The sequence below is a fragment of the Pseudoalteromonas sp. CO109Y genome, from assembly GCF_004208935.1.
Taxonomy (GTDB): Bacteria; Pseudomonadota; Gammaproteobacteria; order Enterobacterales; family Alteromonadaceae; genus Pseudoalteromonas; species Pseudoalteromonas shioyasakiensis.
This window is the reverse complement of sequence record NZ_SGPD01000042.1, coordinates 1-26,280: the sequence shown is the minus strand read 5'-3', so window position 1 is coordinate 26,280 and position 26,280 is coordinate 1. Positions and strand designations below refer to the sequence as shown.

25 protein-coding genes are annotated in these 26,280 nt (G+C 41.3%); 14 read left to right on the top strand and 11 right to left on the bottom strand.

The window, feature by feature from the left end:
• Positions 1 to 33 precede the first annotated feature (33 nt).
• Positions 34 to 1,086, bottom strand: a complete 1,053-nt coding sequence (locus EXT43_RS17895) for a sugar phosphate isomerase/epimerase (RefSeq protein ID WP_130167601.1) — start codon at positions 1,084 to 1,086, stop codon at positions 34 to 36.
• Positions 1,087 to 1,092: 6 nt separating this feature from the next.
• A complete protein-coding gene (locus EXT43_RS17890; RefSeq protein ID WP_063528961.1) occupies positions 1,093 to 2,253 on the bottom strand; it encodes a Gfo/Idh/MocA family oxidoreductase in 1,161 nt (386 codons plus the stop codon).
• 162 nt (positions 2,254 to 2,415) lie between these two features.
• Here EXT43_RS17890 and EXT43_RS17885 point away from each other — a divergent pair, with 162 nt between their 5' ends.
• Positions 2,416 to 3,141, top strand: coding sequence for an AraC family transcriptional regulator (locus EXT43_RS17885; protein ID WP_063528960.1), 726 nt, complete (start codon positions 2,416 to 2,418; stop codon positions 3,139 to 3,141).
• Here the strand turns inward: EXT43_RS17885 and EXT43_RS17880 are convergent.
• Positions 3,138 to 3,998, bottom strand: a complete 861-nt coding sequence (locus EXT43_RS17880; protein ID WP_130167600.1) for a BadF/BadG/BcrA/BcrD ATPase family protein — start codon at positions 3,996 to 3,998, stop codon at positions 3,138 to 3,140. The two genes, EXT43_RS17885 and EXT43_RS17880, sit on opposite strands and share 4 nt — an antisense overlap.
• 2 nt (positions 3,999 to 4,000) lie before the next feature.
• Positions 4,001 to 4,729 (bottom strand): copper homeostasis protein CutC, encoded by a 729-nt coding sequence (locus EXT43_RS17875; RefSeq protein WP_130167599.1) that lies wholly within the window; start codon positions 4,727 to 4,729, stop codon positions 4,001 to 4,003.
• Positions 4,730 to 5,119: 390 nt separating this feature from the next.
• Here EXT43_RS17875 and EXT43_RS17870 point away from each other — a divergent pair, with 390 nt between their 5' ends.
• A complete protein-coding gene (locus EXT43_RS17870) occupies positions 5,120 to 7,909 on the top strand; it encodes a TonB-dependent receptor (RefSeq protein WP_130167598.1) in 2,790 nt (929 codons plus the stop codon).
• 73 nt (positions 7,910 to 7,982) lie between these two features.
• Positions 7,983 to 8,399 (top strand): GNAT family N-acetyltransferase, encoded by a 417-nt coding sequence (locus tag EXT43_RS17865; protein WP_130167597.1) that lies wholly within the window; start codon positions 7,983 to 7,985, stop codon positions 8,397 to 8,399.
• A 39-nt stretch (positions 8,400 to 8,438) separates the two neighbouring features.
• Here EXT43_RS17865 and minE read toward each other — a convergent pair whose 3' ends face one another.
• The 3 genes from minE to minC are packed head-to-tail and all read right to left on the bottom strand — an operon-like array spanning position 8,439 to position 10,223.
• Positions 8,439 to 8,702, bottom strand: a complete 264-nt coding sequence (gene minE, locus EXT43_RS17860; protein WP_054552047.1) for a cell division topological specificity factor MinE — start codon at positions 8,700 to 8,702, stop codon at positions 8,439 to 8,441.
• Between the two features lies 1 nt (position 8,703).
• The gene (gene minD / locus EXT43_RS17855; protein ID WP_054552048.1) at positions 8,704 to 9,513 is read right to left on the bottom strand and encodes a septum site-determining protein MinD; all 810 of its coding nucleotides are present in this window, start codon (positions 9,511 to 9,513) and stop codon (positions 8,704 to 8,706) included.
• A 5-nt stretch (positions 9,514 to 9,518) separates the two neighbouring features.
• Complete coding sequence (minC, locus tag EXT43_RS17850; RefSeq protein WP_054552049.1) at positions 9,519 to 10,223, bottom strand: septum site-determining protein MinC; 705 nt, start codon at positions 10,221 to 10,223, stop codon at positions 9,519 to 9,521.
• A 156-nt stretch (positions 10,224 to 10,379) separates the two neighbouring features.
• On the opposite strand from minC, the gene EXT43_RS17845 reads away from it, so the two are divergent.
• Positions 10,380 to 10,661, top strand: coding sequence for a YcgL domain-containing protein (locus tag EXT43_RS17845; protein WP_054552050.1), 282 nt, complete (start codon positions 10,380 to 10,382; stop codon positions 10,659 to 10,661).
• A complete protein-coding gene (locus EXT43_RS17840) occupies positions 10,654 to 11,679 on the top strand; it encodes a lytic murein transglycosylase (protein ID WP_130167596.1) in 1,026 nt (341 codons plus the stop codon). The genes EXT43_RS17845 and EXT43_RS17840 overlap by 8 nt, the downstream gene beginning before the upstream one ends.
• A gap of 239 nt (positions 11,680 to 11,918) precedes the next feature.
• On the opposite strand, the gene EXT43_RS17835 is transcribed toward EXT43_RS17840, so the two are convergent.
• Together EXT43_RS17835 and EXT43_RS17830 are read right to left on the bottom strand one after the other, a co-directional pair.
• On the bottom strand, positions 11,919 to 12,332 hold the full coding sequence (locus EXT43_RS17835; RefSeq protein ID WP_130167595.1) for a hypothetical protein: 414 nt from the start codon (positions 12,330 to 12,332) through the stop codon (positions 11,919 to 11,921).
• Positions 12,333 to 12,629: 297 nt separating this feature from the next.
• Positions 12,630 to 13,187, bottom strand: coding sequence for a MarR family transcriptional regulator (locus tag EXT43_RS17830; RefSeq protein ID WP_054552053.1), 558 nt, complete (start codon positions 13,185 to 13,187; stop codon positions 12,630 to 12,632).
• A 251-nt stretch (positions 13,188 to 13,438) separates the two neighbouring features.
• Here EXT43_RS17830 and adhP point away from each other — a divergent pair, with 251 nt between their 5' ends.
• The 6 genes from adhP (at position 13,439) to EXT43_RS17800 (ending at position 18,569) form a co-directional block, all read left to right on the top strand.
• The gene (gene adhP / locus EXT43_RS17825) at positions 13,439 to 14,449 is read left to right on the top strand and encodes an alcohol dehydrogenase AdhP (protein ID WP_054563854.1); all 1,011 of its coding nucleotides are present in this window, start codon (positions 13,439 to 13,441) and stop codon (positions 14,447 to 14,449) included.
• Positions 14,450 to 14,835: 386 nt separating this feature from the next.
• A complete protein-coding gene (locus tag EXT43_RS17820) occupies positions 14,836 to 16,173 on the top strand; it encodes a hypothetical protein (protein ID WP_130167594.1) in 1,338 nt (445 codons plus the stop codon).
• A 408-nt stretch (positions 16,174 to 16,581) separates the two neighbouring features.
• Positions 16,582 to 17,157, top strand: a complete 576-nt coding sequence (locus EXT43_RS17815; protein WP_130167593.1) for an MFS transporter — start codon at positions 16,582 to 16,584, stop codon at positions 17,155 to 17,157.
• A gap of 227 nt (positions 17,158 to 17,384) precedes the next feature.
• On the top strand, positions 17,385 to 17,630 hold the full coding sequence (locus EXT43_RS17810; protein ID WP_130167592.1) for a hypothetical protein: 246 nt from the start codon (positions 17,385 to 17,387) through the stop codon (positions 17,628 to 17,630).
• A 108-nt stretch (positions 17,631 to 17,738) separates the two neighbouring features.
• Positions 17,739 to 18,041 (top strand): hypothetical protein, encoded by a 303-nt coding sequence (locus EXT43_RS17805; RefSeq protein WP_130167591.1) that lies wholly within the window; start codon positions 17,739 to 17,741, stop codon positions 18,039 to 18,041.
• A gap of 129 nt (positions 18,042 to 18,170) precedes the next feature.
• Complete coding sequence (locus tag EXT43_RS17800; RefSeq protein WP_063529930.1) at positions 18,171 to 18,569, top strand: hypothetical protein; 399 nt, start codon at positions 18,171 to 18,173, stop codon at positions 18,567 to 18,569.
• Between the two features lie 419 nt (positions 18,570 to 18,988).
• On the opposite strand, the gene EXT43_RS17795 is transcribed toward EXT43_RS17800, so the two are convergent.
• Positions 18,989 to 21,400 (bottom strand): TonB-dependent receptor, encoded by a 2,412-nt coding sequence (locus EXT43_RS17795; RefSeq protein WP_130167590.1) that lies wholly within the window; start codon positions 21,398 to 21,400, stop codon positions 18,989 to 18,991.
• 196 nt (positions 21,401 to 21,596) lie between these two features.
• Positions 21,597 to 22,865 carry an amidohydrolase family protein gene (locus tag EXT43_RS17790; RefSeq protein ID WP_130167589.1) on the bottom strand — a complete coding sequence of 423 codons (1,269 nt, stop codon included), beginning with the start codon at positions 22,863 to 22,865 and terminating at the stop codon, positions 21,597 to 21,599.
• A gap of 147 nt (positions 22,866 to 23,012) precedes the next feature.
• On the opposite strand from EXT43_RS17790, the gene EXT43_RS17785 reads away from it, so the two are divergent.
• From EXT43_RS17785 to EXT43_RS17775, 3 genes are all read left to right on the top strand, one after another.
• Positions 23,013 to 24,836 (top strand): DUF885 domain-containing protein, encoded by a 1,824-nt coding sequence (locus EXT43_RS17785; protein ID WP_130167588.1) that lies wholly within the window; start codon positions 23,013 to 23,015, stop codon positions 24,834 to 24,836.
• Positions 24,837 to 25,179: 343 nt separating this feature from the next.
• Entirely contained in the window at positions 25,180 to 25,677 is a 498-nt protein-coding gene (locus EXT43_RS17780) for a YcgN family cysteine cluster protein (RefSeq protein ID WP_054552059.1), read from the top strand.
• On the top strand, positions 25,677 to 26,201 hold the full coding sequence (locus EXT43_RS17775) for an RNA methyltransferase (RefSeq protein ID WP_130167587.1): 525 nt from the start codon (positions 25,677 to 25,679) through the stop codon (positions 26,199 to 26,201). Before EXT43_RS17780 ends, EXT43_RS17775 begins: the two co-directional genes overlap by 1 nt.
• The last annotated feature ends 79 nt before the right edge of the window (positions 26,202 to 26,280 follow it).

The window sequence follows — 26,280 nt, the reverse complement described above, 5'->3', positions numbered from 1 at the left end:
TTGTGTGTCCTGTGTGTTCTATTGTTGTCGGTTTTATAAACCTAAAATTCGATTATTACGCTCTGTGTTTGTTGCGCCACTGGCAAAATCGTCAAAGGCTTTGTCGGTTGGGTTTATTAAGTGTGTTTTAATGAACTCAGCGCCTTCTCTTGCCCCATCTTCTGGGTGCTTTAAGCAGCATTCCCATTCAAGTACAGCCCAACCATCAAAACCATATTGAGTTAACTTGCTGAAGATTTGCTTAAAATCTACTTGGCCATCACCTAAAGAACGAAAACGCCCTGGTCGGTCTTGCCAGTTTTGAAATCCGCCATAAACACCAGAGCGGCCATTTGCGATAAATTCGGCATCTTTGACATGAAACGCCTTAATGCGCGAATGATAAATATCGATAAACGCTAAATAGTCGAGCTGTTGCAATACAAAATGGCTCGGATCATAAAGAATATTAACGCGTGGGTGATTATTGGTTGCTGCTAAAAAGCGCTCAAATGTCACACCATCATGCAGGTCTTCACCCGGATGTAATTCATAACACACGTCCACGCCATGCTTGTCAAAGCAATCTAAAATGGGTAACCAACGCTTAGCAAGTTCACTAAAGCCTTGTTCAACAAGTCCTTGTGGACGCTGTGGCCACGGGTAAAAGGTATGCCATAAAAAAGATCCCGAGAACGTCGCATGGGTTGTTAAACCAAGGTTTTTACTTGCTTTAGCAGCCATCATCAGTTGCTCTGTTGCCCATTTTGTTCGCGCTGCAGGGTTGCCTTTTACATGCTCTGCGGCAAAGTTATCGAACATTTCATCGTAGGCAGGGTGCACAGCAATTAACTGGCCTTGCAAATGTGTTGATAGCTCTGAAATTGTAAGTCCATATTCCATGGCAATACCAGTGACTTCATCGCAGTAATGCTGGCTTTGAGCTGCTTTTTCTAAATCGAAAATTTCAGGGTTTGAGGTTGGCACTTGAATCGCTTTGTAACCTAAACCGCTTGCCCATTCACATAAACCACGAAAACTATTGAAGGGGGCTTGCTCTGAAATAAACTGCGCCAAAAATATTGCTGGCCCTTTGATTTTATTCATTCTTTATTATCCAATCTGTAATTTGTGCCATTTTGTATCTTGCTTCGATGAAGCAACAACATGCTCAATAAACGCCATACCACGTACAGCTTCATTGATGCCTGGCACATCAAATGCTGAATTTGTTGCGTTATCGCCTTGCTTAAAAGCATGGATCTGCGCTGCAAAATTGCTGTAAATGTTGGCAAATGCTTCAAGGTAGCCTTCTGGGTGACCGGCAGGGGCGCGCAGGGCATTTTGCGTGTCAGGGTGTAACTCACCTACGCCCGCTCTAAGTAATGTTGCAGCTTGATTGTGGCCTCGTAGCCATAAGCTATTAGGCTCAAGTTGCGACCATTCAAGGCTGGCTTTATCGCCATAAATACGCAGGCGTAAGTTGTTTTCATCGCCAACAGCAATTTGGCTTGCCAGTAAAACGCCTTTACAGCCATTATTGAATCTAAGCAGCACAGTGCCATCATCATCGAGGGCTCGGCCTTCAACCACATGATTTAAATCGGCGCAAAGCTCGGTGATTTCGAGATCAGAGACATACTCGGCTAAGTTAGCTGCATGCACGCCAATATCGCCCATACAACAACTAATGCCAGCCTTACTGGTGTCTAGACGCCAGCTCGCTTGCTTTGAGCCCTCGTCTTCACTTTGAGCTAACCAGCCTTGAGTGTACTCAACAATTACTTTACGTATGGTGCCAAGCTCACCAGCTTTAACGCGATGCTTGGCTTCTTTGACCATAGGGTAACCGGTATAAGTATGGGTCAGTCCATATAAAACTTGCTGTTTTGCAATAATGCTTTGTAATTGCTCTGCTTCTGCGAGAGTAAGCGTTGCAGGTTTATCTGAGAGCACATGAAAACCATGTTCAAGCGCCATTTTCGCGACCGGAAAATGTAAGTGGTTTGGCGTGACAATAGCCACAAAATCAATACGCTCATCAGCAGGTAATTTTGCTTCTTCGGCAAAAAGCGTTTGGTAACTGTCGTAGCAACGGCTGCTATCAAGCCCAAGTAGTTCGCCAGTTGCTTTACATTTGTTTGCGTCTGAACTGAATGCGCCTGCAACAAGCTCAATCATTCCGTCTAATCGCGCTGCAATTCGATGAATAGCGCCAATGAAGGCACCATCGCCACCGCCTACCATTGCCATGCGGATCTTAGCTTTGCTCATCTTAAGCGCTCCTAATTTAAATAGCGTTTGCTACTGTTAATATCATGTTATTGATAATAGGAAAGCTTAGCCAATAAGCGCTAATAAAAATTCGGTTGACAATGCAACAAAATCGGCGTTTAAAATATATAGGGCTGTTCTTTATTGAGACAAAATTAAGCGATGGATATTCAAGAAATAATAAAAAAAGCTGGCGTAAATCAGCTAATTGCTGCATTTGATTTACTGCCAGATATCCTCTTTTGGGTAAAAGACACAGATAGTAGAATCTTGCATTGTAATCAGCATTTTATTGAGCATCAGGGTTATAAAACACTGGAGCAAATATTGCTAAAAACAGACTTCGATTTTTCACCAAAGCACCTTGCGTTTCAGTACGTCAATGACGATAAACGAGTGATGGAAGGCTATATAGTGACTGACCGTTTAGAGCTTAACCAAACCCAGCAAGGTGAGCTTGGTTGGTTTTCTACATCAAAGCATGCTTTAAAAGATCACGATGGCAATGTGATTGGCACTTACGGAGTGACCCGACATTTACAAAAAACCTCAAAAGCGCTTTCTCATGTAAGGGCAATTGAAGAGCCGGTAAAATTTATTCGCGAGCATTATCATCGTCAGATCAGCATTGATGAATTAGCTGAGCTTGCACACTTGTCGGTAAGTGCTTTAGAGCGCCGTTTTAAAAAACACTTAGCAAAAACACCTAATCAATTTATAAACGAAGTGCGTCTCGAAAATGCCCGCAAGCTACTGATTGAAACGCAACTGCCCATTTCACAAGTGGCCTACCAGTGCGGGTTTTCTGAACCGAGTTACTTCAGTAAACAATTTCGGCGTTTGTTTGGTGAAATCCCTTCACAAATGCGCTCGCAATTAGCTGATTAAATTGCAGCTCTTGCCATTAAAATAGCCCCTTGCTCTGCACTGGCAAGGGCGGGGGTTAAATGCGCTTTACTAGCATCAGTTAAGTAAGGCGTGATAGCACTAGCAATACCGCCCATCAAAGTAACGTTTTCAATACCTTGCTTTTCAAAGTAAGCGATATAGCGGGTAATGTATGCGCACGCTTCATTGATTAATTGCTGGCAAAAAGCGTCGTCAGAATGGCTAAAAACAAGCGGTGCAAATTTGGCAAGCTCAGCCGGGCGCGCTGATATTAAACGCTGACTTAACGCTTGGCTTGAGTGGCAGTTAAGTTGGGTGAGTAGGGCATCTATAGCCGCTGAACTATGCGCAACACCATCAAGTACTGCAAATGCTTTTCGGCAAAGTTGTAAGCCTAACCAACCACCACTGGCACCATCGCTCAGTAATAATCCGTAACCACCTAATTCGCTAAATTGGTTTTGTTGTTGGTAACCCGCACAAAAGCCCGTACCAAGAATAATCACTGCGCCATCATGGTGTTGATGTGCGCCTTTACAGGCAATTAGCATGTCTGTTGAGAGGGTAAACTTGGCAAAAGGATGCTCCCATTTGGTCATAGCTTGATAGGCAGAGTCGATATTAGCACCGGCAAGCCCTGCATGCGCATAAGTGTTTTTCAGCTCGCTTAAGGCAAGCCCTGCCTCATGAAAAGCAAGTTCAGTAGCGTGAAGTATTGACTCTTGGCTTTGTTGGCAGCTGGTGGCCACGTTTGCTGAGCCACTTATGGCTTCGCTAAGTAGTGAGCCATTTTCGTTTTCTAAACGAACTTTACACTTACTGCCACCGCCATCGATACCTAAAAAATACGTTGCCATGATTAATCCTTTGAAAGAAGCTTATTGATAGCCTCAGCGTTAATTGCACCGTTTTCGTTGTGCACACATGAGTGTACATGCACAGCTGCATTGGCTGAATGGTTTTTTATTAATTGCCAAAGAGCTTCAGCGTTTTCTATGGTCACACCACCCCCCATAACAATTTCTATCTGATTAGCGCTGTGCACTAAGTATGTGTTGAGCTGATTTAGGCCATCAACAGCACTTTGGCCGCTTTGCCACGGCGTGCCTGCTGTTAATACGCGGTCAACTCCTAAACTAATCAGTTTATCAAGTGCGCTTAACGGGTTTGTTAGGGTGTCGAATGCACGGTGAAAGGTCACCATCAGGCCATGCTGTTTGGCTGTGGCAACTAAAGAGCGGGTCACTTCTAAATCAAGTTCGCCGTGTTTAACTGCCCCAAATACCACGCCATGCGCTCCCGCACTCGCTGCCATTGTTATTTGTTTTTGCATAACTTGGTGGCACTCAGCACAAACAATAAAATTACCTGCTTTGGGGCGTATCATCACCACTAACTCTGCACTATTAGTCAGGCTTTTTACAGCGCAATCAATCGCATTAACACTTGGTGTTAAGCCACCTAGGTGTAAATTACTGCACAATTCAAAGCGCTTTGCGCCTAAGTTACTAGCCATTGAAATGTTGTTAGCGAGCTGCTTAAAGCACCCTTCGTTTAGGCATACTTCAAGAAATTTACCATTTTTCATGGGCGTGTTTTTACCATATCTATTACACCTATTTTTTAGTCACTCAATTTCTGAGTCATCAATAAATACGCAATATGTTAAATTATTATTTATTATCAATATTTTAAATGTATTTTTGAGTTTGTCTTGCTGAGCCAGTTAACTCAAATTCGCTGAGCTTAACTATAATTCAGAAAGTATAAAAATGAATATAAAATATTCCTAACGCCGATTTTGTCATATCTCTCACCGAATTTTTATTATCACTTTTTGACCACTCACCCTATTCTGAGTTTGAGTTTAACAAGCTGTTAACTACCAATAATCAGTTTAAAAACCGACAACAATAAATCGTTTTTGCAGGGGCTAAAACCTCTTATACAAAAACAGAACACACAACTGGAGATAGGCATGGGCAAGCAAACTGTAATAAAAACAAAAGGGCAAGGAAGGCATTTTAAGCGTAATGCAATTTTGATTTCGCTACTGGCGGCAATCAATACAAGCTATGCAGCAGAGCAAGCAAATGATGATGTAGAAGTGATTGAAGTTCGAGGTATTCGTTCTTCAACCGCAGAAAACTTAGCAATAAAACGACTTTCAACGGCAACAGTTGATGCAATCACCGCAGAGGATATTGGTAAGTTTCCCGATAAAAACGTCGCTGACTCATTGCAACGTGTATCGGGCGTTTTGATTGACCGCGACGGTGGCGAAGGTAGCCGCGTGAGTATTCGTGGTACGTCACCAGATTGGACTCTCACCCAATTAAACGGTAACTATATTGCTTCATCAGGTTCAGGTACTCCTACCCGTAGTTTTAATTACACGTTATTGCCTTCAAGCATGATCAAAAGTGTAGAAGTGTACAAAAGTGCTGAAGCACGGATCGATGAAGGCGGTATTGGTGGTACAGTTATTTTACACACCCGTAAACCTCTTGAGATGGAAGCAAACTCAGGGGCGTTAAGTGCAGAGGTGACTTACGATGATGTGTCTGAAGACACTAAGCCGCAAGTTAATGTGCTGTATTCATGGAAAAATGACGACGAAAACTTTGGTGTACTGGCCGGTTTTACTCGTCAAGATCGTACCGTAACCACTATCACTAACAACGCATCACACTGGCGTTTTCACTCAGATACCGTTGAAGGGGCAGAGCGTCCAGCGCTGGTAGACCAAGCCACTGGCGAAGTGTACAACAATGTATGGGCGCCTCGTGCGATGAGTGTTAATAACTCAAACCAAGACCGTACACGCGATGGTTATCAAGTCGCTGTGCAGTGGGCACCGAGTGACAGACTTGATTTAAACTTTAACTATTTTGGTGCCAAGCTAGGTTACGACCAATCTAGTCAAGCCATTACTTTTGCCGAGTGGAATGATAACCACAACCCGTATTACTGCATTGTGCTTGATGGCGATACTGTGGTTGCCTACGGTAATGGCGATAATGGTTTACTCAATGATAATAACTGGGGTGATGCCGATGTAAATGGTGGTGTGGCTGTTCGCCGTGGTTTGTTATCACCGCAGTTAACAGGGCGTGAGCGTTTTGGCGAGTCAAAATCAAATACCTATGATTTTGAAGGCACTTATTATGGTGATACTTATAGTGTTACATTAAAGCTGGGTCATACTGAGGCTGAAGGCGGCACCTCAAAAGAAACCTACGCCAATATTGATGCGCGTTTAGGCTCAGTAAACAGCTGGTTATGGTCAATTGAGAACGGTAAACCAAGCTACGAAGTGTCGACTGATTTAGCCACCGATAAAGAAGCATATCAGTATTATGATTGGTTTGACTCTTACTCATCTGAAAATGAAGACTCAGAAGATTACATTCAAACAGATGTAAAATTTGACCTCGATGGCAACTTTTTCACCCGTGTGTATGTAGGTGCTAAATACCGCGACCACGAAATTAAAGGTATTCGTAACGACTTTCGTTGGGATGACGGCATCGCTGACAACGGCGGTTACCGCGGCTACTTACCAGGCACTGAGTGGTTCCATAATCCAGATTTTCATCCAGATGCGCCAACATTGGTGAGCGACTATGTAGTTGATAACAGCGCGGGTGATACAGGCGCATTTAACTTTTTAGCGTTTGATTTTAGAGCGCTGGATGATTACTTAAAAGAAAACTTTAGCCAAACAGTGGTGCCAACACTTTCGGGCACGTACGCCCTAGAAGAAAAAATTTGGTCTGTTTACACACAAGCTGATTTTGAATGGCAAGATTTACGCGGTAATGTTGGTGTGCGTTATGTGAATACAGAGCTTAGCACCTTGACCTACGATGATGTCATTGGTCAAGACGATGACGATACCGATCCAAACGAGCGCAGTAGCGATGGCAGTGAAGTACTACCAAGCTTTAACCTTGCATGGGATGCAACCGAAGATCTTGTGGTGCGCTTTGCTGCAGCACGCACTATGGCAAGAGTGAGCTATTCAGACTTAAGCCAAGCAGAGTCTTACGGTCCTCCAGTTAATATTAACTCGCCAGATTCATGGACAGGCCGTGGTAATGGTACCTCGGTAAACACAGGCCTTGAACCTATGTTATCTGACCAATTTGATTTAGGTATTGAATGGTATTACGGCGATGGTTCTGCACTGGGCGCTACGTTATTCTCTAAAGATATTTCTAACTTACCAATCTCGACAGTAGAAATTGTAGAGCGAGAACACGATTGTTGTAACGGCCCAATCGAAGTCGAAATGAACACCAAAGTGGGTGGGGGTGATGCAAAATCAGAAGGCTTAGAGCTGTTCTTCCAGCACTCATTTGATAATGGTTTTGGTATTTTAACTAACTATACCTACACAGATACCAGCACTAGCGAAGTCTCGACAGACGGGCAAAAAACAGAGGCCGAAATACCAGGCACCGCTAAGCACCAATATAATGTGTCGGTGTACTTTGAGAATGACGACTTTAGTGTTCGTGCGTCTTACAACTGGAAAGATGACCGTGCCAACGGTATTCACCAAGGCTACAACTTATATACCAAAGACTATGGTCAGCTAGATGTGAATGCCTCGTATAACTTAACAGAGGATCTTTCGTTTACCGCGTCAGTGGTGAACCTAACAGAAGAAATAGAAGAAGGATATTGGAAACAAAGCAATCGCTTTACCTATAACCAATATTCAGGCCGCCGTTTTTACCTAGGCGCAAATTATAATTTCTAACCCAAGAGATGTTGTTTGTTGCAACCTAAAAAGGTACTTTTATTAAAGTACCTTTTTCTTTTTTAAGACAATAATGATTGAATTTGTAAAAACAACGGAGCAAGACAAAGCCTATTTACTCGACTTAAGATTAAATACCATGGTTGAGCACTTAGAGAATCAAGGGTTATTTTTATCACTTGAGCAACATCAAGCAAGAGTGGCTGAGCATTTTGAGCACAGTCATTTAGTGTTAAATGATGGGCAATGTGTAGGTGCAGCAAAGTTCATCGTGAGTGACCAAGCAATCAGTTTATTACAGCTACAAATTGCACCTAAAGAGCAGGGCAAAGGGTTAGGCACTAAGGTGTTAGATGCACTTAAAGCGCAAACAGCAGAGATAAATTTAACGGTGCTAAAAGCGAACCCAGCTTATGGGCTATATCAACGGGCAGGGTTTAAAACTCTAGGCGAAGACGACTATGAGTTTCATATGCAGTGGCAGAAATAAAAAAGGGCGCTGTTATAAAAACTAAGCGCCCAATTTTGACTATTTCTTTTCTTCGTCAGGTAAGGTGACGTTTAGCTCAAGTACTGCTAAGTCATCTTCGTTTTGGTCAAACTGCACCTGAACAGCATCAGTGTTTACATTCACGTATTTACGAATAACATCAAGGATGTCTTGTTTTAGCTGTGGTAGGTAATCTGGTGTACCACGCTGTGAACGTTCGTGCGCGACAATGATCTGCAATCGCTCTTTTGCTAATGACGCACTGCTTTTCTTTTCTGAGCGGAAGTAGTCAAGTAAAGACACATTAACCTCCAAAAATCCGTTTAAATAAGCCTTTTTTCTCTACGTCTAAGAAACGAAAATCAACAGTTTCGCCTAATAAACGATTGATTGCATCTGTGTATGCTTGGCCTGCATCCGATTCACCATCAAGGATTACCGGTTGACCAGAGTTTGATGCACTAAGTACAGCTTGTGATTCAGGAATAACGCCCAGTAGTTTAATCGCTAAGATTTCTTGTACGTCTTCTACCGAAAGCATTTCGCCTTTTTCAACACGCTCAGGATTATAGCGAGTTAATAGTAGATGTTCTTTTACGCTTTCAAGGCCTTCTTCAGCACGTTTTGATTTGCTGTGTAAAATGCCAAGAATACGGTCAGAGTCACGTACTGATGATACTTCTGGGTTCGTTGTTACAATCGCTTCATCAGCGAAGTACATTGCCATCATTGCACCAGCTTCGATACCCGCTGGAGAATCACACACAATGTAATCAAAATCTTTTTTCAGCTCGTTTAATACGCGCTCAACACCGTCACGGGTTAGGGCGTCTTTATCACGGGTTTGTGAGGCAGGTAAAATATGTAGCTTATCAACGCGCTTATCTTTAATAAGTGCTTGATTTAGGTTAGCTTCGCCATTGATTACGTTTACGAAATCATAAACAACACGGCGTTCGCAACCCATGATAAGGTCAAGATTACGTAGACCAATATCAAAGTCGATAATAACGGTTTTAAAGCCCTTAAGCGCTAAACCTGTGCCAATCGCAGCACTCGATGTGGTTTTACCAACACCACCTTTACCAGAAGTAACGACAATCACTTTTGCCATGAGATTTATCCTTTAACCAAAGCTGAAATTTCTAATGAATCATTTTTTTGTTGGATTTGTACTGCGCTGCCCCAGTGTTCACCTTGTAGAGAGTCGCTGATCCAATAACTACCATTAATCGAAACAAGTTCTGCTTCTAATTTTTGGCAAAATATATTTGCTTCGTTGTAACCTTTAGCCCCTGCAATTGCACGGCCGCGAAGGGTGCCATAAATGTGCACGTTGCCGTCGCTAATCACTTCGGCGCCATGACTTACAGCACCAATTACGATTAGGTCGCGGTCTTTTGCATACACTTGCTGGCCCGAACGTACAGTGCCATGAATAACTTGCGCAGGCAGGTGAACGGTTTTTTCAACGATAGATGTATTTGTTTGTTGTTTAGCGGTTGCACCCTTAACGTCTTGTGAATAATTTAACACCGACAGGCCCGCAGCTTTTGCGCTTTCGTTTTGCTCTTGAGAGCCATTACAAACCCCAACAGGGTTTAACGAAAGGCCGCTTAACATTGATTTTAAGAAAGAGAAATCAAGCGCTTCATCTTGTACGTCGCTTAAGTTGATTACGATAGGCGCACCGGCAAAAAACTTAGGTGCTTGGGCGATTTTCTCATCTAACTGCTTACTTAAAAGGGCTGTATCTGCTGAAAATAAATGTAAAACAGATAACGTAAAAAGGTTCCCTTTTAATTCAAAAATTTGTTCCGACATACACGCTCAATTGAATTGTCTGGATTAGCATCATTTAAGTATAAACACAGGCTGAACAAGGCATATACAGTAAAAATCTAATCTATTTTTTCTAACTTATTATATCACTCATGTTATAGTGTGCGCCTTCGTTAAGCAAGATATTATAGGGCCATAATGCTAACTGCGGTGTATAAAAGTATTAAAAAAGCGGATACATACCTTTTTGTAGAAAAAAGAGATGATTTCTCACGCGTACCTGAACCATTACTAGAAACGTTTGGTCAACCTAAGTACGTGATGATGATTAATCTAGCAAGCCGCGAAAAGTTAGGTGTGGCAGACTTAGATGCGGTTAAGCAAGCGTTAATTGACCAAGGGTTCTACTTGCAATTACCTCCGCCGGAAGAAAATCTGTTAACCCAATTTAAAAAAGACAAGGGAGTTGAGAGTGATTAAAAAACTTGCCGTCATTTTACTCAGTGCTTCACTAAGTACTTCAGTATTGGCAGAACAAAAGACACAAGCTGATTTTGACGTTTACGTTGCAGCATTAAAAAAAGAAGCACTTGAAAAAGGCTATGATGAAGCCTTAGTTGATCAAGCACTTGCAACAGCTAAATTCAAAAAGAAAGTGATCTCAGCTGATAAAAATCAGCCAGAAGTAAAAGAAACCCTCGAAACTTATTTACCAAAACGTGTGCCGCAATGGAAAATTGACCGCGCGCGTAAGCTATACAAAGAAAACCAAGAGGTTCTTGAAAAAGTAGCCAAAGAATACGGCGTTCAAGCACGCTTTATTGTTGCACTTTGGGGCCTTGAAAGTAACTTTGGTAAAATCCAAGGTGGTCACAGTGTAATTGCATCATTAGTTACACTTGCTTTTGATGGTCGCCGCGAAACCATGTACAAAAACCAACTTTGGGCAGCACTTGATATCTTAAAAGAGGGTCACATTACCCTTGATAAGTTCAAAGGCTCATGGGCTGGTGCAATGGGGCAAACGCAGTTTATGCCAACCTCATTTAACGCTTACGCTGTTGATTACAACGGTGATGGCCGCAAAGACATTTGGACCACAGAAGAAGACGCATTTGCGTCAATTGCAAATTACTTAAAACAAGCAGGTTGGAACGATGATTTAACCTGGGGTCGCCAAGTTAAATTACCTGAAGGCTTTGATAACTCAAATATTCTTAAGCGTGGCACTAAAACGCGCAGCCAATGGTTAGAGTATTGGAAAGATTCAGAGCGCAGCCTTGCTGATTGGCAAGCAATCGGTGTTCGTAAAATGGATGGTAGTGACCTACCAAACGTTGATGTTACCGCTGCAATGGTAATGCCAGATGACGTAAACGGCCGTATGTATCTAGCCTACGATAACTACAAAGCACTTATGCACTGGAATCGCTCGTATTACTTTGCAACCAGTGTTGGTTACTTATCAGATCGCATCGGTTACCCAGCGATTAAGTAATTGAGTAATAAAAGTTAGCAAGGTCCAAGGGTAAAGCTACAAGTTTTACCCGAGCAACTTGCTAACTTATTCGGCGTTAAAACGCCTCCTACGTCGAGAAATTGTATTGGTGTAGGTCGTTATTTATGGCGACACAATCTTGAACATTTTTTGTAGGAACGGCTTCAGCCGTGAATCTTTAAATGTTCAGCGTTGAAACGCCTCCTACAAACTCGCAAACTTTCCCCTCGATACAATTTTTAAACCTTAACTTTGAGTGCTTGTTGCAGTGCATCAACGTTTTTACAGCCAAGGTATATGTTTTTTCCGTCAGTTAAAGTTATTTTAACGGCTTGTCCAACTGACGCATTGTATAACCAGCCATCATTTAGCATACGAATGCCAATTCCTTGATACCACTTTGTTTTGTAAGCTGAGGTCTCTGCAATCTGAGATAATTCAACATCTTTGCTAATAATCCCAAACCCAAAATACCAACGAAGCGTTTGCTCATTGATGACTATTGTTAGTGAAAAGAACAACAAAGTAACAAGCAGGTTTATCGATAATATAATTATTTTGAGGTCAGCCAGTTCAGGCGATAAAATTATAAAGACACTAATCACTAATAAAATAACAATTAACGAGTAATTTATTTCTGTCTGTTTATACATAGATTAATATCCTTTTAAGTCTGAACGTAAATAAACACTTAATTATTAGTATAGCAAAGGCAAGTGTAGTTATGATTGCCGCGTTCAAAACGCGCTAAAGCACGACCTACAAGAGAGCGCGCGAAACAAGTTTCACGCCTAAGATAGAAAACATTAGGCTCTAGGATTTAGGCTCTGGGACGCGATATAAAATCGCTGCTTCATGTTCGGCGTTAAAACGCCTCCTACAAACTTTACTCTTGTAACTTGCAAACTTTACTCTTGTAACTCGAAACTTTCCCCTTGTAACTCGCTAACTTATTCCCCTTTCCCCGGCTTTTTCAAAATCTTGTCTTTAAAATCAAGCACTTTACCAATGCCTGAACCTAGTTTCATTAGGCTTTGAAGCTGCTCAGGGCTTAAGCGTTGTAGCTCTGCTGACCACTTAGTAACGGTTTCAAGTAGGTCGTGAATTTCTTGCATTTGCTGTTGAGCAAAGCGCTCATCATCATTGTGGGCTTCTTCTAAAATGTTATCGCGAAGAAGGCTAAGGGTTGGGTCTATCTCGCGTTTTTTACGCTCTTCGAATACGCGGTTGGCCATATCCCAAATGCTGCCAGCAGGGCCGTAGTATTCTTTACGGTCACCCGGAATATGATGTACTTTAATCAAGCGCCAAGACTGTAGCTCTTTAATGCCCATACTGACGTTTCCGCGCGAGATACTTAAGGTATCGGCAATTTCATTGGCGGTCATTGGCTCTTTAGTAATGGTTAATAATCCACACATTTGACCAATGGTGCGGTTAAAGCCCCAACGGCTACCCATTTCACCGCAGTGCATAACAAAAGCTAAGTTTTTTTCAGATAGGCTCATAATTTTTAGTATTCAAAAATTTCAGAAATTAAATGCTAGCACGCTCGGGGTATAACTAAAAGAAATAGCCACTATGCAATCTGCTACTACTAAAGTGTAGATACGCGATTATTTAAATTTAAGTTATTGAATTTAAATAATAGTTTAATTAAATGCCGCAGTGATTAGCTATTTGATGTGGATCAATAATAGTGACAGTTAATAAGTTTATCGTATAGGCTGAATCGCAATTTATACCATGGAGGAACGTTATGAAAGCTGCAGTAAATAAAGAGTACAAAGGTAAATTAACTATCGAAGATATCCCATGCCCAGAGGTAGGAATTAACGATGTACTAGTTAAAATTGCCGCGTGTGGAGTGTGCCACACAGATTTACATGCTTGTCATGGAGATTGGCCAGTCAAACCGAAAATGCCATTAGTACCGGGCCATGAAGGGGTAGGTACTATCGAAAAAGTAGGTGCAAACATTAAACACTTATCAGTAGGCGACCGTGTCGGTGTTCCTTGGTTATACAGTGCCTGTGGTCATTGTGAGTTTTGTTTAGAAGGTAAAGAAACCTTATGCCTTGAGCAGCACAACACAGGTTATTCAGTCGATGGTGGTTACGCCGAGTACTGTGTAGCCCATGGTGATTACGTGGTTAAAATTCCTGAAGGATTAGGCTTTGCAGAAGCCGCACCACTATTTTGTGCTGGGGTTACAACCTATAAAGCGCTTAAAGTGACTGATGCAAAAGCAGGCGACTGGGTTGCAATTGTCGGTGTAGGCGGCCTTGGTCACTTAGCAGTGCAATACGCAAAAGCAATGGGCTTTAATGTGATTGCCGTTGATACCGGCGAGAGCAAGTTGGCACTGGCCAAAGAGCTTGGTGCAGACATCACCATAGATTTTATGAAGCAAGTGCCTTCAGAAACCATTTTTGAACAAGTGGGTGGGGCACATGGTGTTGTGTGTACTGCTGTATCAAAACCCGGTTTTGAGCAAGCTTATAAAAGCGTACGCCGTGGCGGTAAATGTGTGCTTGTAGGTTTACCACCAGAAGATATGCCACTGCCAATTTTTGATACCGTATTAAATGGGGTGTCTGTTGTAGGCTCAATCGTTGGTACGCGTAAAGACTTACAAGAATGCCTCGACTTTGCTGCCAAAGGTAAAGTTAAAGCCATTATTGAAGAAAAACGCCTAGAAGATATCAACGATATTTTTGACGACATGCTTAAAGGCGATATCACAGGTCGAATTGTGATGACGCTTTAAGCTGAGTTTATTATTAAGTACTGTCAGGTTTGGTTAAGTGATTCAATTGAATCTGACAGTTTTTCATAGTGCTGATGCATCAATAAGTTAACTTGTTTAATTACGAACTAATATTTACATAATGGTTAAAATAAAATTGCATATCTAGCCAAAGTTAGGTGTAATGATAACTGAACATACGCTGAGCGTTGCAGGGAGTGCTGAAATAATAGCTAATTTAAAACCACCTAAATCAAATTCCCGAAGCAAAAACATAACCAACTCTGATGCATTGAGTAGTTAGTGCCTAAGCCCAACATGCGATTATGCAACACAATCTACGAGTCGCATAAATACTAAAATTTTATGTAAAGAAGTATCAGAATTTATAAGGAACTTGAGACTATATGATTATGAAATTTTTTGGGCAAAAAGAAGAAGATAAGCCCATATTATCAACAAATACAGTATTTAAAATTAGCGGTGTTCCAGAACATACCTTCGTCGAAAGAGAAATGTTATCTGAGGAAATTGATGAGCACTTAGAATCGAAAGATGGTGTTCTTCTGTTTTTGGGATATTCAAAGTCAGGAAAAACGGTATTTCGTAAAAAGCATATTGAAGATAAAGGATTCAAACTAGTCACTTATCGTGGAAATAACAAATCTACTATTCCAGATCTATACAAGCAAATAGCGACCCAGCTTGGCTTAATTCAGGTCAAGGAATTACAGCAAACACGGTCAAATTCTTATCAACGTGAAGAAGAAGAGCAAGTAGGCAATAAAAATATAGGTCATGTGCGGGATAAAAGAGTAGACACCACCGAAAATTCGATTAATGTAACTTCTGATGTTTCAACATCAGATATAGATATCAATTTTCTCTGTAACACTCTATCTAGAAAAAATGTTTTAGTCGTGCTCGAAGATTATCATTTAGTAGATAATGAATTTAATAAGATACTATCGGAGGATTTAAAGCATTTTCTTGATGAAGAAATTTTATTTTTGTTAATAGGTATACCGAGTAGTCCGAATAGAGCATTAAGAAACAATCCTGATTTATCTGGTCGCATGGGGCATATTAGTTTTGATTATCTTTCTAGAGAAGAAGTCAAGAGTGTTGTCTCTGCCGGTGGTAAGTTGTTGAATATATCTTTTCAAGAAGATGTAGTAGAACAAATAATAAATTGCTCTATGAAGAATGCGTATTTAGTTCAGTATATATGCAGAATTCTCGCTTTATCAAAAAATGTGAAAAAGACTGCTCCAGATAAAATTATCATTTCAGACCCTAAAGATGTAGATAGAGCTTGTATTGAGATTGCTAAAAAACTTGATTCAGATTATTCGAGTATATATAACACCATTGCTTCAGGAACTAGAGCACAGCAGCAAACAAAGGCATTCAACCAGTATGAAGAAGTTCTAAAAGCGATCAAGTTTTTCACTATTGAAGATCTAGAAAAAGGCATAGGCTATAGAACTATATCAACGACTACCTGGACGAATATGCCTGCAGATAAAATACAAAAATACATTGATAATGGTACTTACAAAAGCGAACAGTCATTTAAAAGCTCTGTAAACACACAGGTTAAAAATGCCATTGATAAGATTAATGATAATCTTTCATCTAATGCAACTAAGCCAATACTATATGTAAATGATAGTACCCTCTACCTAACAGACCTAATATTCAAGTTCTATATTAATTGGAAAGTTGAGGCAACCAATGCATAAAAGGGGCCCGCGAACTGACGTTAGCCTGTAGATAATTTTTATGCGAAACTCATATAATTCAGTCGGCTACCTAAAACGTTTTTGTCCAGAGACGGGTTATAAATATAACTCGCCTTGCCCCAAAATGAGTTAACGTAACTGCTCTAGAGCTCTGCCTCAAACGAAGATTGAAAATTTTTTTTGATACAGTCTTTATATTCAAAATTTACAACTTTCCCCTATATTCAAAAAAATGAGCAATTTGCACTTTCTTGTCGTAAGACCACTTTACTAATTTAAAGTATTTTGTTGACTAGCAATAGGTTAGCTAATTTGATAAAAACGTAGTAATCATAAAAGTGAGCAGTTGCGTGGTAGAAATATGCGCGATTTGCGCACTATTGAATTGTTATACGTTAAGGGAGCTACATGAGTACATTGGTAGTTGTTAAAAAAAACGGATACGCGACCATTGCATGTGATTCACTTTCTACGGATGGTTCAACTACGGTTTGCCCTGAAAACAAAGTGAATAACCATAAATTTTTTAAACACGGTGATTCATATGTTGGTTTAGTCGGTTGGAACAATTTCAATAATATTTTAGAAAACATCCTGAAAGATAAGTCTGTGGAGTTAGAATTCTCCGATAGGTCTAAAATCTTTAATTCACTTTTAAAGATTCATCAAAAAATGAAAGATGAATATTTCATAGAAACCAGAGAAGATGACGAGCAACCAGTCGAATCCTCACAAATAGACGGTCTAATTATCAGCCCCAATGGAATCTATGAATTTGATAGTTATCGTGCCGTTGACGAATACTCCAAATATTGGGCACTAGGCTCTGGAAGGCGATATGCTCTAGGCGCCTTGCATTGCGCTTATGGAACTACAAAAACATCCGAAGAAATAGCTATTGCCGCAGTGAAAGCTAGCTGTACTTTTGACGACGGTTCTGCCTTACCGGTTTTATTTGAAACTATTAAGTTAAAAAACGTATAACAGCCAAGCAAGTGGGACAATTACATGTGGGCTCCCGTCGCTGCGCTCCGTATTTTAGCCCACATGTAATTACCCCTTCTTGGGGTGTTATGTTTCTTGAAAAAATTATGCAACCTGAAGTCGCAACCATTAATGACTTATTCGTAAACTATTTTACTGGCAAAGATTTCGAAAATAATTATGGGGTGTAAGTTACTTCATTAAGTAATTTAAACTCTCTGGTAACGGTGAAATTAAGCTTTTTAAAAAATCATACATACTGCTGTGGTGAGTTAACTTGCCATTTTAAAGCTGATTTCGCTCAAATTAGGAAGCGGGCAAAAAATTTAGGTGTTACTTTAGCTCAAAACTTAACTATAAAATTTGATGTAATCATTGAAGATGGTGCTTTATTTACGTTAGGTGATTCAGCTCAAGTAAGTAAAGGGTTTAAATATACTGAGAGTTTTTGTGAAAATATGCACGAAACATAACAAAGCAATCATTTATGGGACGTCTAAAGCTTGGCTGACGCTCCTTCCTCGCTGATTTTTAGCCAAGAATTTTCAGCTCCTTACTAGGGTGCTATAAGGAACAATGATTTGGAAATTATTCTTTTCTTAATATTTTTTAGCATTGGATTTGGGCTTTGGATAAGGGCTAGTATAAGTTTAGGTCAGTTGTTTAATAAAGCTCTTGGTGAAGAGGGACTTGTTAAGCAAATCGAGAACCAATTGAAATACTTTGACCAGTTTTGGGGTTTGATTTTCGGAAAACCAGATAATTATAGCATTTATCGACCAGAACTAGACCCGTATATTAAAAAAGCGAAGTCAGATCTAAAGCAAGCTTTCGTGGTAATCCTCTTTATTGTGATTTGTCTGGTAGTTAGTAGTGCCTTATAACAAACAAGTTATGGCACTAGCTACCGCTCGTTGGGACGCAAAACCTTGGCGTGCGCTCTCGTGACTAATTTTAACCAAACATAGTAGCACATAGTTTTTCGTTATCTACTTAGAGAGAGCCTGAGTTAAATGGATGCATTGAGCAAGCTTCAAGAAAAAAATAAAATCCACTCTAAGCATCAGCGTAATGCTAGCTGGAGCGCAGTTTGGGTGTTTTTACTAATGAGCCCATTGTTGTCTAGCTATGGGAGCGAATTTTACTTTTCTGTGATAAAAAACATTCAAATTGAGGCTCCGCACCCATTTATAGTCTTATTTGGCTCGTTATGTTTTGGTTTACCTTTATTAGCTATCGGTGACTGCATTCTTTTCAAGCGCGTTAATAAATTACTTCTTTTAATTATCGCAGAAGCTTGGTTCATCTGGTTTTGGGTTGTTAATCCATTATCTTGGTTGGCTTTTTTACCATTGATTCCTGCATTTGTTATATTGCAAATACAACTCCCTCAAATAAGAACAGGTAAGTAAAGGCTATATAACAAGACAGTATGTGGGTAAATTAACAGTTGGCTGTTTTCACCGTATTCAACAGTGTCAGCGAACTATAAATTTATTAATTAGGAGAGAGTTATCCATGGAAGCACTGAAGCGAATTACTGATAGCCTATCTAACTCCTGCAGTATTCCGATAGTAGTGCATTAACAGAATCTGCACTATTGATTTCGTTGTTATAATTTTTGGAGAACTCCGCCCATGTGAAGTATGTGTTTTCCATTGCGATTCCTTTAAATGAAACTAGCGTTGCAACTAGAAAAATTGCCTTTAAACTCACAAAATCCCTGCAAAATCATCTTTCATCTAAAATCTATCATCTTATATTTAATATCAAAATCCAAACAAAAAAGCGCAGCTTACTTAAGCCGCGCTTTTTGCTATCAATTCACAATTAAAGTGTGTAGCTAAAGGTTAATTTAGCATTACGCTCTTCTCCTGGCATACCACCTAAGAACATTGCTTTTGAGTAATAGGTTTTGTTAAACAAGTTATTTAGGTTTAACTGTAGTTTCCAATCATCTGTTTGGTATTGAATTGCAGCGTCGTAAACTGTGTAGCTAGGTACGTAGCCATCAGGAATACCAAACGAGGTTGAGTTTGTGCTGCGATCATCAACATATTGCACGCCTGCGCTAATTGTAAGTGGCTCGGCTAAATTAAACCATTTAGCGTCATAGCTTAACCAGCTGCTTGCTGTTACATAAGGCACACCTTTTTGGCGAGTATCGAAAGATGATGAGTTAGGGTTTTTCTTATCGCGGGCGTCTTGATAAACCGCGTTTACGTTAAGTTTCCACTGCTCGTTTAAATCGGCATTTAAATCAAGTTCAACACCTTTGGTTTGCTCTTCACCATCGTAAAAACTTTTTGGTACTGAGGCATCAGATACACCGGCTTCGTAATCTGGGTTGGCATACTCAAGGTTTGTACGGGCACTATCAAACACCACAAGTGAGGCTAGTAGTTGATCGTCAAAGGCTTTTACACGCATACCAATGTCGTTACTGACTGACTCGGCGTCATCGCGGTCTGCTTCGTTACCTGACACACTACCAAGTACACTGTAGGCTGTACGGCCTTTAGAGTGGTTTACAAAGAACGAAATATCATCGCTCAGTTTGTAGGTTGCACCTAGGTTGTAGGTCATACCGCTGTCTGATGTATCTACTTCTGGCGTTGGCTCGGCGGCACTGGCGCGGTAGCGCGCATCTACACCAAAGTGTTCGTAGCTTTGTTTAATACGGTTAAAGGCAACGCCTACTCGGGTTGTGAAAGTGTCGTGAATATAGGCAACATGTTGAATACCCACACCCCAAGCCTGAACCTTTTTATTGTAATCGCTGGTTTTTAGCGGGTCGTAATCAAAAAAGCTGCCTTCGCCCCAGTTCGGGTTACGAATATCAAAAATGTAAGGTAATTGACCTTGGTAAATAACCTCTCCATCTTTGTTTTTAATGACCTTGTCGGCATCGTAAATTGAGTATTGTTTAAAACGAATATCGCGGTCTTCGTAGTTGGCGTTTACCAGTAGTTCGTTATCAATTCCGGCAAAGCTAAAGTCATAACGCAAGTCAGCAAAGTATTGCCATGATTTTTCGTCAGCTTCTACTTGGCGGTATTCTTGGCGACGCGCTGCAAATGGGTAAAGTACGTCATCAACCACTAAAGGAGCGCGCGGATCAGCATTGATCACGCCTCTGCGGTTCCAATAAACATAGTTATAAGCACCCGTTTGGCGGGCAAAGCTTGATTCGTAATTACGGTATTGTAGTTGCTGATTTAAAAATAAATTATCAGTAATGAAGTAGTTATGGGTTAACTTAAAGCGTAGCTCTTCGCCTTCGTTATCATTTGCCATCGGCGAGATAATACCGTTATGACCAAAGGTGTAAGGTGTTAGGCCATCATTTGCTGCCAGTGAGTCAGCTAATTGTTGGCGTTGCTGATCGGTTAGTTGCAGGCCTTGTGCCGTTGCATCGTTAATTAAATCGGCAGCGGTTACTGCACCTGCGGTTTTGCCATTCACTGAGTCGCTGTTAAAAATACGAATAGGGTGGCCAATTGAATCAACGGCAATGGCATCTTTGATATAAGCGGCCGAAATCATGATGTCTTGTTTGTCGCTTAATACATATTTTAACGCGCCATAAATTTCATCACGGTCGTCTTTTAAGTCGCGGTAACCATCGCTACGAGCAGTTTTTGCGTTAACGCGATAAGCAAGATTGTCGGTTAATGCTGCTGTGCTATCAAAGCCTAATGAGTAGCTATCCCATTGACCAAGCTCTGCATTAACGGTGTGCTGCTCAGTAAATTGCGGTTTCTTTTCAATAAGGTTGATAACACCACCTGCGCTACCCATACCATATAAGCCCGTTGCTGGGCCTTTAAGAACTTCTACAGATTCAACGTTGGTCATTGAGCGTGTTGGGTTAAAAGTGTTACCTAGGCCTGCACCGCCGTACATGCCATCGTAAGTGTAGTTTGCACCTAAACCGCGGATCACTAAGTTATCGCCAATACCGTAGTTATTACCGGCTTGGGTAACACCACTGATGTTACGCACTAAGTCTTGTAAGTTTGTCGCACCTTGCGAGTTGATAAGCTCTTGATCAACAACCACAACCGGGGCTGGCGTTTCCATTAGGGTCATATTTGATTTAGTGGCAAGGCCAGATTCAAGTACTACTCGGTTTTGTTTGTCGTAAACGGTAATACGTTCAACTGAATCTAAATCGTTGGCGGTTGCATTGAATGCGCTTAAGCAGGCTAGAGCTAAAATTGAGTATTTATGTGTCGTCATTATAGGTAAATTGTCGAAATTTTTCGGCAATGATAATGCGAGCTATTTTCATTTCAAGTTTTATTTATCTGTTTTGGGTAATTTCTTTGTTTAGATACAAGTTGCTAACAACTGATTTTATGGTTGGTAATTTTGTTTACAATATAGATACAAAGGAAGATTGCTGACTTCACTAATGCAAAGCCAGCATAATAGCTTATTTAAAAACTATACCGTCTTTCATAACAAATTGTACATCTTCAAGTACTGCAATGTTTTCAAGCGGGTTGCCTTTTACGGCGATAATATCGGCTAAGAAACCGCTTTTGATTTGGCCAAGTTGATCATCAGCTTTAAGTAGTTTGGCACTATTGATGGTAGCAGACTGCAATGCTTGCAGCGGTGTCATACCAAACTCAACCATACGTGAAAACTGCTTTGCGTTATCGCCATGAGGGTAAATGGCTGCATCGGTACCAAACACCATGTTTACGCCTGCTTTTACTGCACGGCTAAAGCTATCACGTTGCTTTTTAGATACTTGGCGTTCTTTGTTAAGGTTTTCTTCTGCAACCCCGTTTTGTTCACCAAAGGTAAGAGTGTACTCAGTGTTGTAAATATCCATTGAGAACCAAGTGCCGTGTTTTTTCGCAAGTTTAATGGCTTCGTCATCAACAAAACTAACGTGCTCAACACTGTCTACACCGGCAACAATGGCCGCTTTAATACCACTGGTACCGTGCGCATGGGCTGCAACGGTTAGGCCACGTAAATGAGCTTCGTCAACAATGGCGTTCATTTCGTCTTGGCTATATTGTTGAATACCGACTTTTGTGCCTTTTGAAAATACGCCGCCTGTTGCACAAAACTTAATGGCATTGGCACCGTACTTAATGTTTTCACGCACTTTAGCGCGCACAGCCCAAGGGCCATCAGCAACGCCTTCTGCGGTGTATTTCATTTCTGGTGGTAAACGGTTGTTATCGCAGTGACCGCCTGTAACACCTAAAGACGGGCCAGCCGCCCAAATACGTGGGCCAACAATATCGCCTGCGTTAATGCCATCGCGTACTGCAATCACGCTGTAGCCTTCTGCGCCTAAGTTACGCAGCGTTGTAAAACCTGCATACAGTGTTTTTTCGGCAAAGTGCGCTGCTTTAATTGCTTTGCGCGGAATCGATTGACCAATTCGCTCACTGCGCGGCACGGTAGGGTCGCTTGTTAAATGCACATGCATATCCATTAAGCCTGGCACCAAAGTCAGTTCTGGTAATTGAATATGCTTATCGCCGTCTTTTAAGCTAGGCTGTTTATTACTTTGTACAGCTGTAATTTGACCATTATCTATACTAATAAGTGGTGATTTAATCAGTTTACCTGAATTTACATCTACCATGGCTTTTGCCGATAAGTAGGTGGTTGCGTAGGTATTTAAAGAGGTTAGGCAAGCTAGGCCTAGGCTAATAGCAAGAGCTGTCTTTTTCATTTTTATTCAAAATTGGTAAGTCGAGCCGCCACTCTAGCAATCAGCTTACAAAGTGTAAATAAACTGCGATAAGTTGCAGCGATACTTGCTAAATAGGGAACTAAACCTTCATAATTTACGCGTACTTAATATAAGGGCAGGGAAAGAATGAAAAACGTAAAACTAGCACTACTTAGTTCGGCGGTGATGTTTGCATTACTTGGTTGTAATGAATCAACGCCAAGCAACGAAAAACCAACTCAAGAAGTAAGCAAACAAGCACCAAGCGCAACGTCAGCCACAGAGCAACTTGATACATTACTAGCAGACTACTTTGAAGCAGGCCTAAAGTTTAATCCAATTGGTGGTACTTACATTGGTCGCAGCGAATATAACGACCAATTTATTGCACCTATCAGTAAAGCAAACCGCGACGAGCAGCTTAACTTTGTTAAAGAATACAAAAACAAACTAGCAAATATCGACAAAGCGCAATTAACGGGTCAGTCTTTATTGAGCTACGAAATTCTAGCCCGCGATTTAGACCTTGCGATTGAAGGCGCTCAGTTTCCAAGTTACTTAATGCCAATTAACCAAATGGGCGGGGCGCATAATACCTTTGCTGCGTTAGGTTCTGGACAAAGTGCACAACCTTTTAACACGGTTGAAGATTATCAAGCATTTGAAAAACGTGCTGACGGTTTCATCGCTTGGTTAGACAGTGTTGAACAATCAATGCGCCAAGGAATGAAAGACAAAGTGGTTCTTCCTAAACCGCTTGCTGAAAAACTGTTACCGCAATTTCAAACTCATATCGTAGAAAAACCAGAAGAGTCATTATTCTGGGGGCCAATTGCTCAGTTACCTGAATCTTTCAGCGACGAGCAAAAAGCACAGCTAACAAGCGCGTACACGGCGATGATCAGCGAGCGTTTAGTGCCTGCGTATCAAAAAATGGCTGACTTTTTAGCGAATGAGTACATTCCAAATGCCCGTGAAAGCATTGGTTACAGCGACCTGCCAAATGGTAAAGCGTGGTATGAGTACCAAATTAAACAGCATACAACGCTGAGCTTAAACGCCGATGAAATTCATGACATTGGTTTAAGCGAAGTATCGCGTATTTTATCTGAGATGAAAAAAGTCAAAGAGACAGTCGGTTTCGAAGGCGATTTAAAAGCGTTTTTTGAACACCTAAGAACCTCAGATGAGTTTTACTACGATACGCCAGAAGAGTTAATTGCCGCGTACGAAGCTGTAAAAGAAAAGATTGATGCTAAGCTGCCGCAAATGTTCGATATTGCGCCAAAAGCGCCATACGTTGTAAAAGCAGTTGAAGATTTCCGCGCTGAATCAGCTGCGGGTGCATCTTACCAGTCGCCAGCGCCAGATGGTTCGCGCCCAGGTATTTTCTATATCAATACCTTTAACCTAAAAGCACAGCCTAAGTTTTTACTAGAAACCCTGTCTATTCACGAAGCCGCACCGGGTCACCACTTTCAAATTGCCTTGCAACAAGAAATTGAAGGATTACCACTATTCCGTAAATTTGGTGGCTACACGGTATTTGCAGAAGGTTGGGCATTGTATGCAGAAAGCTTAGGAAAAGAGCTTGGCTTATTTACCGACCCTTACATGTGGTACGGTCGTTTATCAGATGAGCAATTACGTGCAATGCGCTTAGTGCTTGATACAGGTTTCCATGCAAAAGGCTGGACACGTCAACAAGGTATTGATTACATGTTGGCTAACTCATCAATGGCCGAAAGTGACATTATTGCCGAAGTTGAGCGTTACATTGCATGGCCGGGCCAAGCGCTGTCGTACAAGTTAGGTCAGTTCAAAATTCAAGAACTACGTGACTACGCGAGCAAAGAGCTAGGCGATAAGTTCGACATTAAAGCTTTCCATACGCAAGTTCTGATTGATGGCGCATTACCTATGCCAATTCTTGAAGAGAAAATTAAGCGTTGGGTTAACGAGCAAAAGTAAAATACCCAAACCACCTCAAGGTGCGAGTTTCAGTTGGAATTAAAAGCGATTTAGGCAAGGCATTGATTGCAAATAATAGTGGTTCTATTGTTAAAATCAATAACGCAGCATAAGTCGCTTTTAAACCAACCCCTTGGGCGCTTCACAGGCACTTACTCTCATCGTTGTTACTTCTTAAAAGGGAATGCCATTCTTGCAAAGTAACGCCTTGATATTAAGGCACCTGTGAAACGCTGAATTCTGCATCTTGAGATGGCTTGGGTATCGCCCAAACTCGCTAAACTTTGCGCGCATGCTGGCTTTACGCTAGAATGCGCGCTGTTTAGGGGCTTTGAGTAATACCATGTTAGAAGATCAATTTTGGCTTAAGCGCTCGCTTGAGCAAATGTCACAACCCGAATGGGAAGCCATTTGTGACGGCTGTGGTAAATGTTGTTTAAACACATTTATCGACAGTGAAGACGAAGATGAATTTACCGCAACGGATCAACTTCGCGAGGGTGAAGAACTGATCTTCACTAATATCGTTTGCCAATACCTAGACAACGACACCTGTGGGTGTAGCGAATATGCGAATCGCCAAACCTTGGTGCCTTCATGTGTAAAGCTCACTAAAGAAAACCTCAAAGATATCTTTTTTATGCCGCAAAGCTGTAGCTACCGCCGCCTTTACGAAGGCCGTGGCCTTGCATCTTGGCACCCGCTACTGAACGGTGGTAGTAAAGATATGATGCATGAGCTGGGTATTTCTGTGCGTGACAAAACAGTAAAAGACTGTGATGTAGACCTAGATGACTTTGACCTTTACGTGGCCGAGTGGCCAACCAGAGACATTGATTAATGAGCGCCCTTAAAGCAAGCATTGGCTTGTTAAACCCAAAAAGCCCAACGAATGTGGGTGGGGTATTACGTGCCGCGGGTTGTTACAACGCTAAGCAGGTGCTTTTTACTGGTAGCCGCTATTTACGCGCTAATAAGTACCACACCGATACCAAAAATGTGCTTGAGCATATTCCACTTACGCAAGTTGAAAGCCTAGAGCAAGCAAAGCCTGAAGGTGCCACAATGGTGGTGATTGAGCTTGTTGAAGGTGCAACGCCACTGCCTGAATTTAAACACCCTGAAAACGCATTTTATGTGTTTGGCCCTGAAGATGGCTCGGTTAGTAAAGACGTGCTGAAATGGTGTGATGAAGTAGTGTATGTGCCAACCATAGGCTGTATGAACCTAGCCGCAACCTGCAATGTTGTGCTTTACGACCGACTTGCAAAGCTCGGTGGTATTGAGAGTTCAAACGACACAATTTGTAATAGTCGAGACACTAACAACTCACTTAAATGGCAACAAAAAAAGAGCGCTAAATAGCGCAATGCCAGTCAGTTAAGCTGACTGGCATTTCTTTTTTTATGTGGGTACTTTGATGGCTTAGGCTTTATCGCTCTTG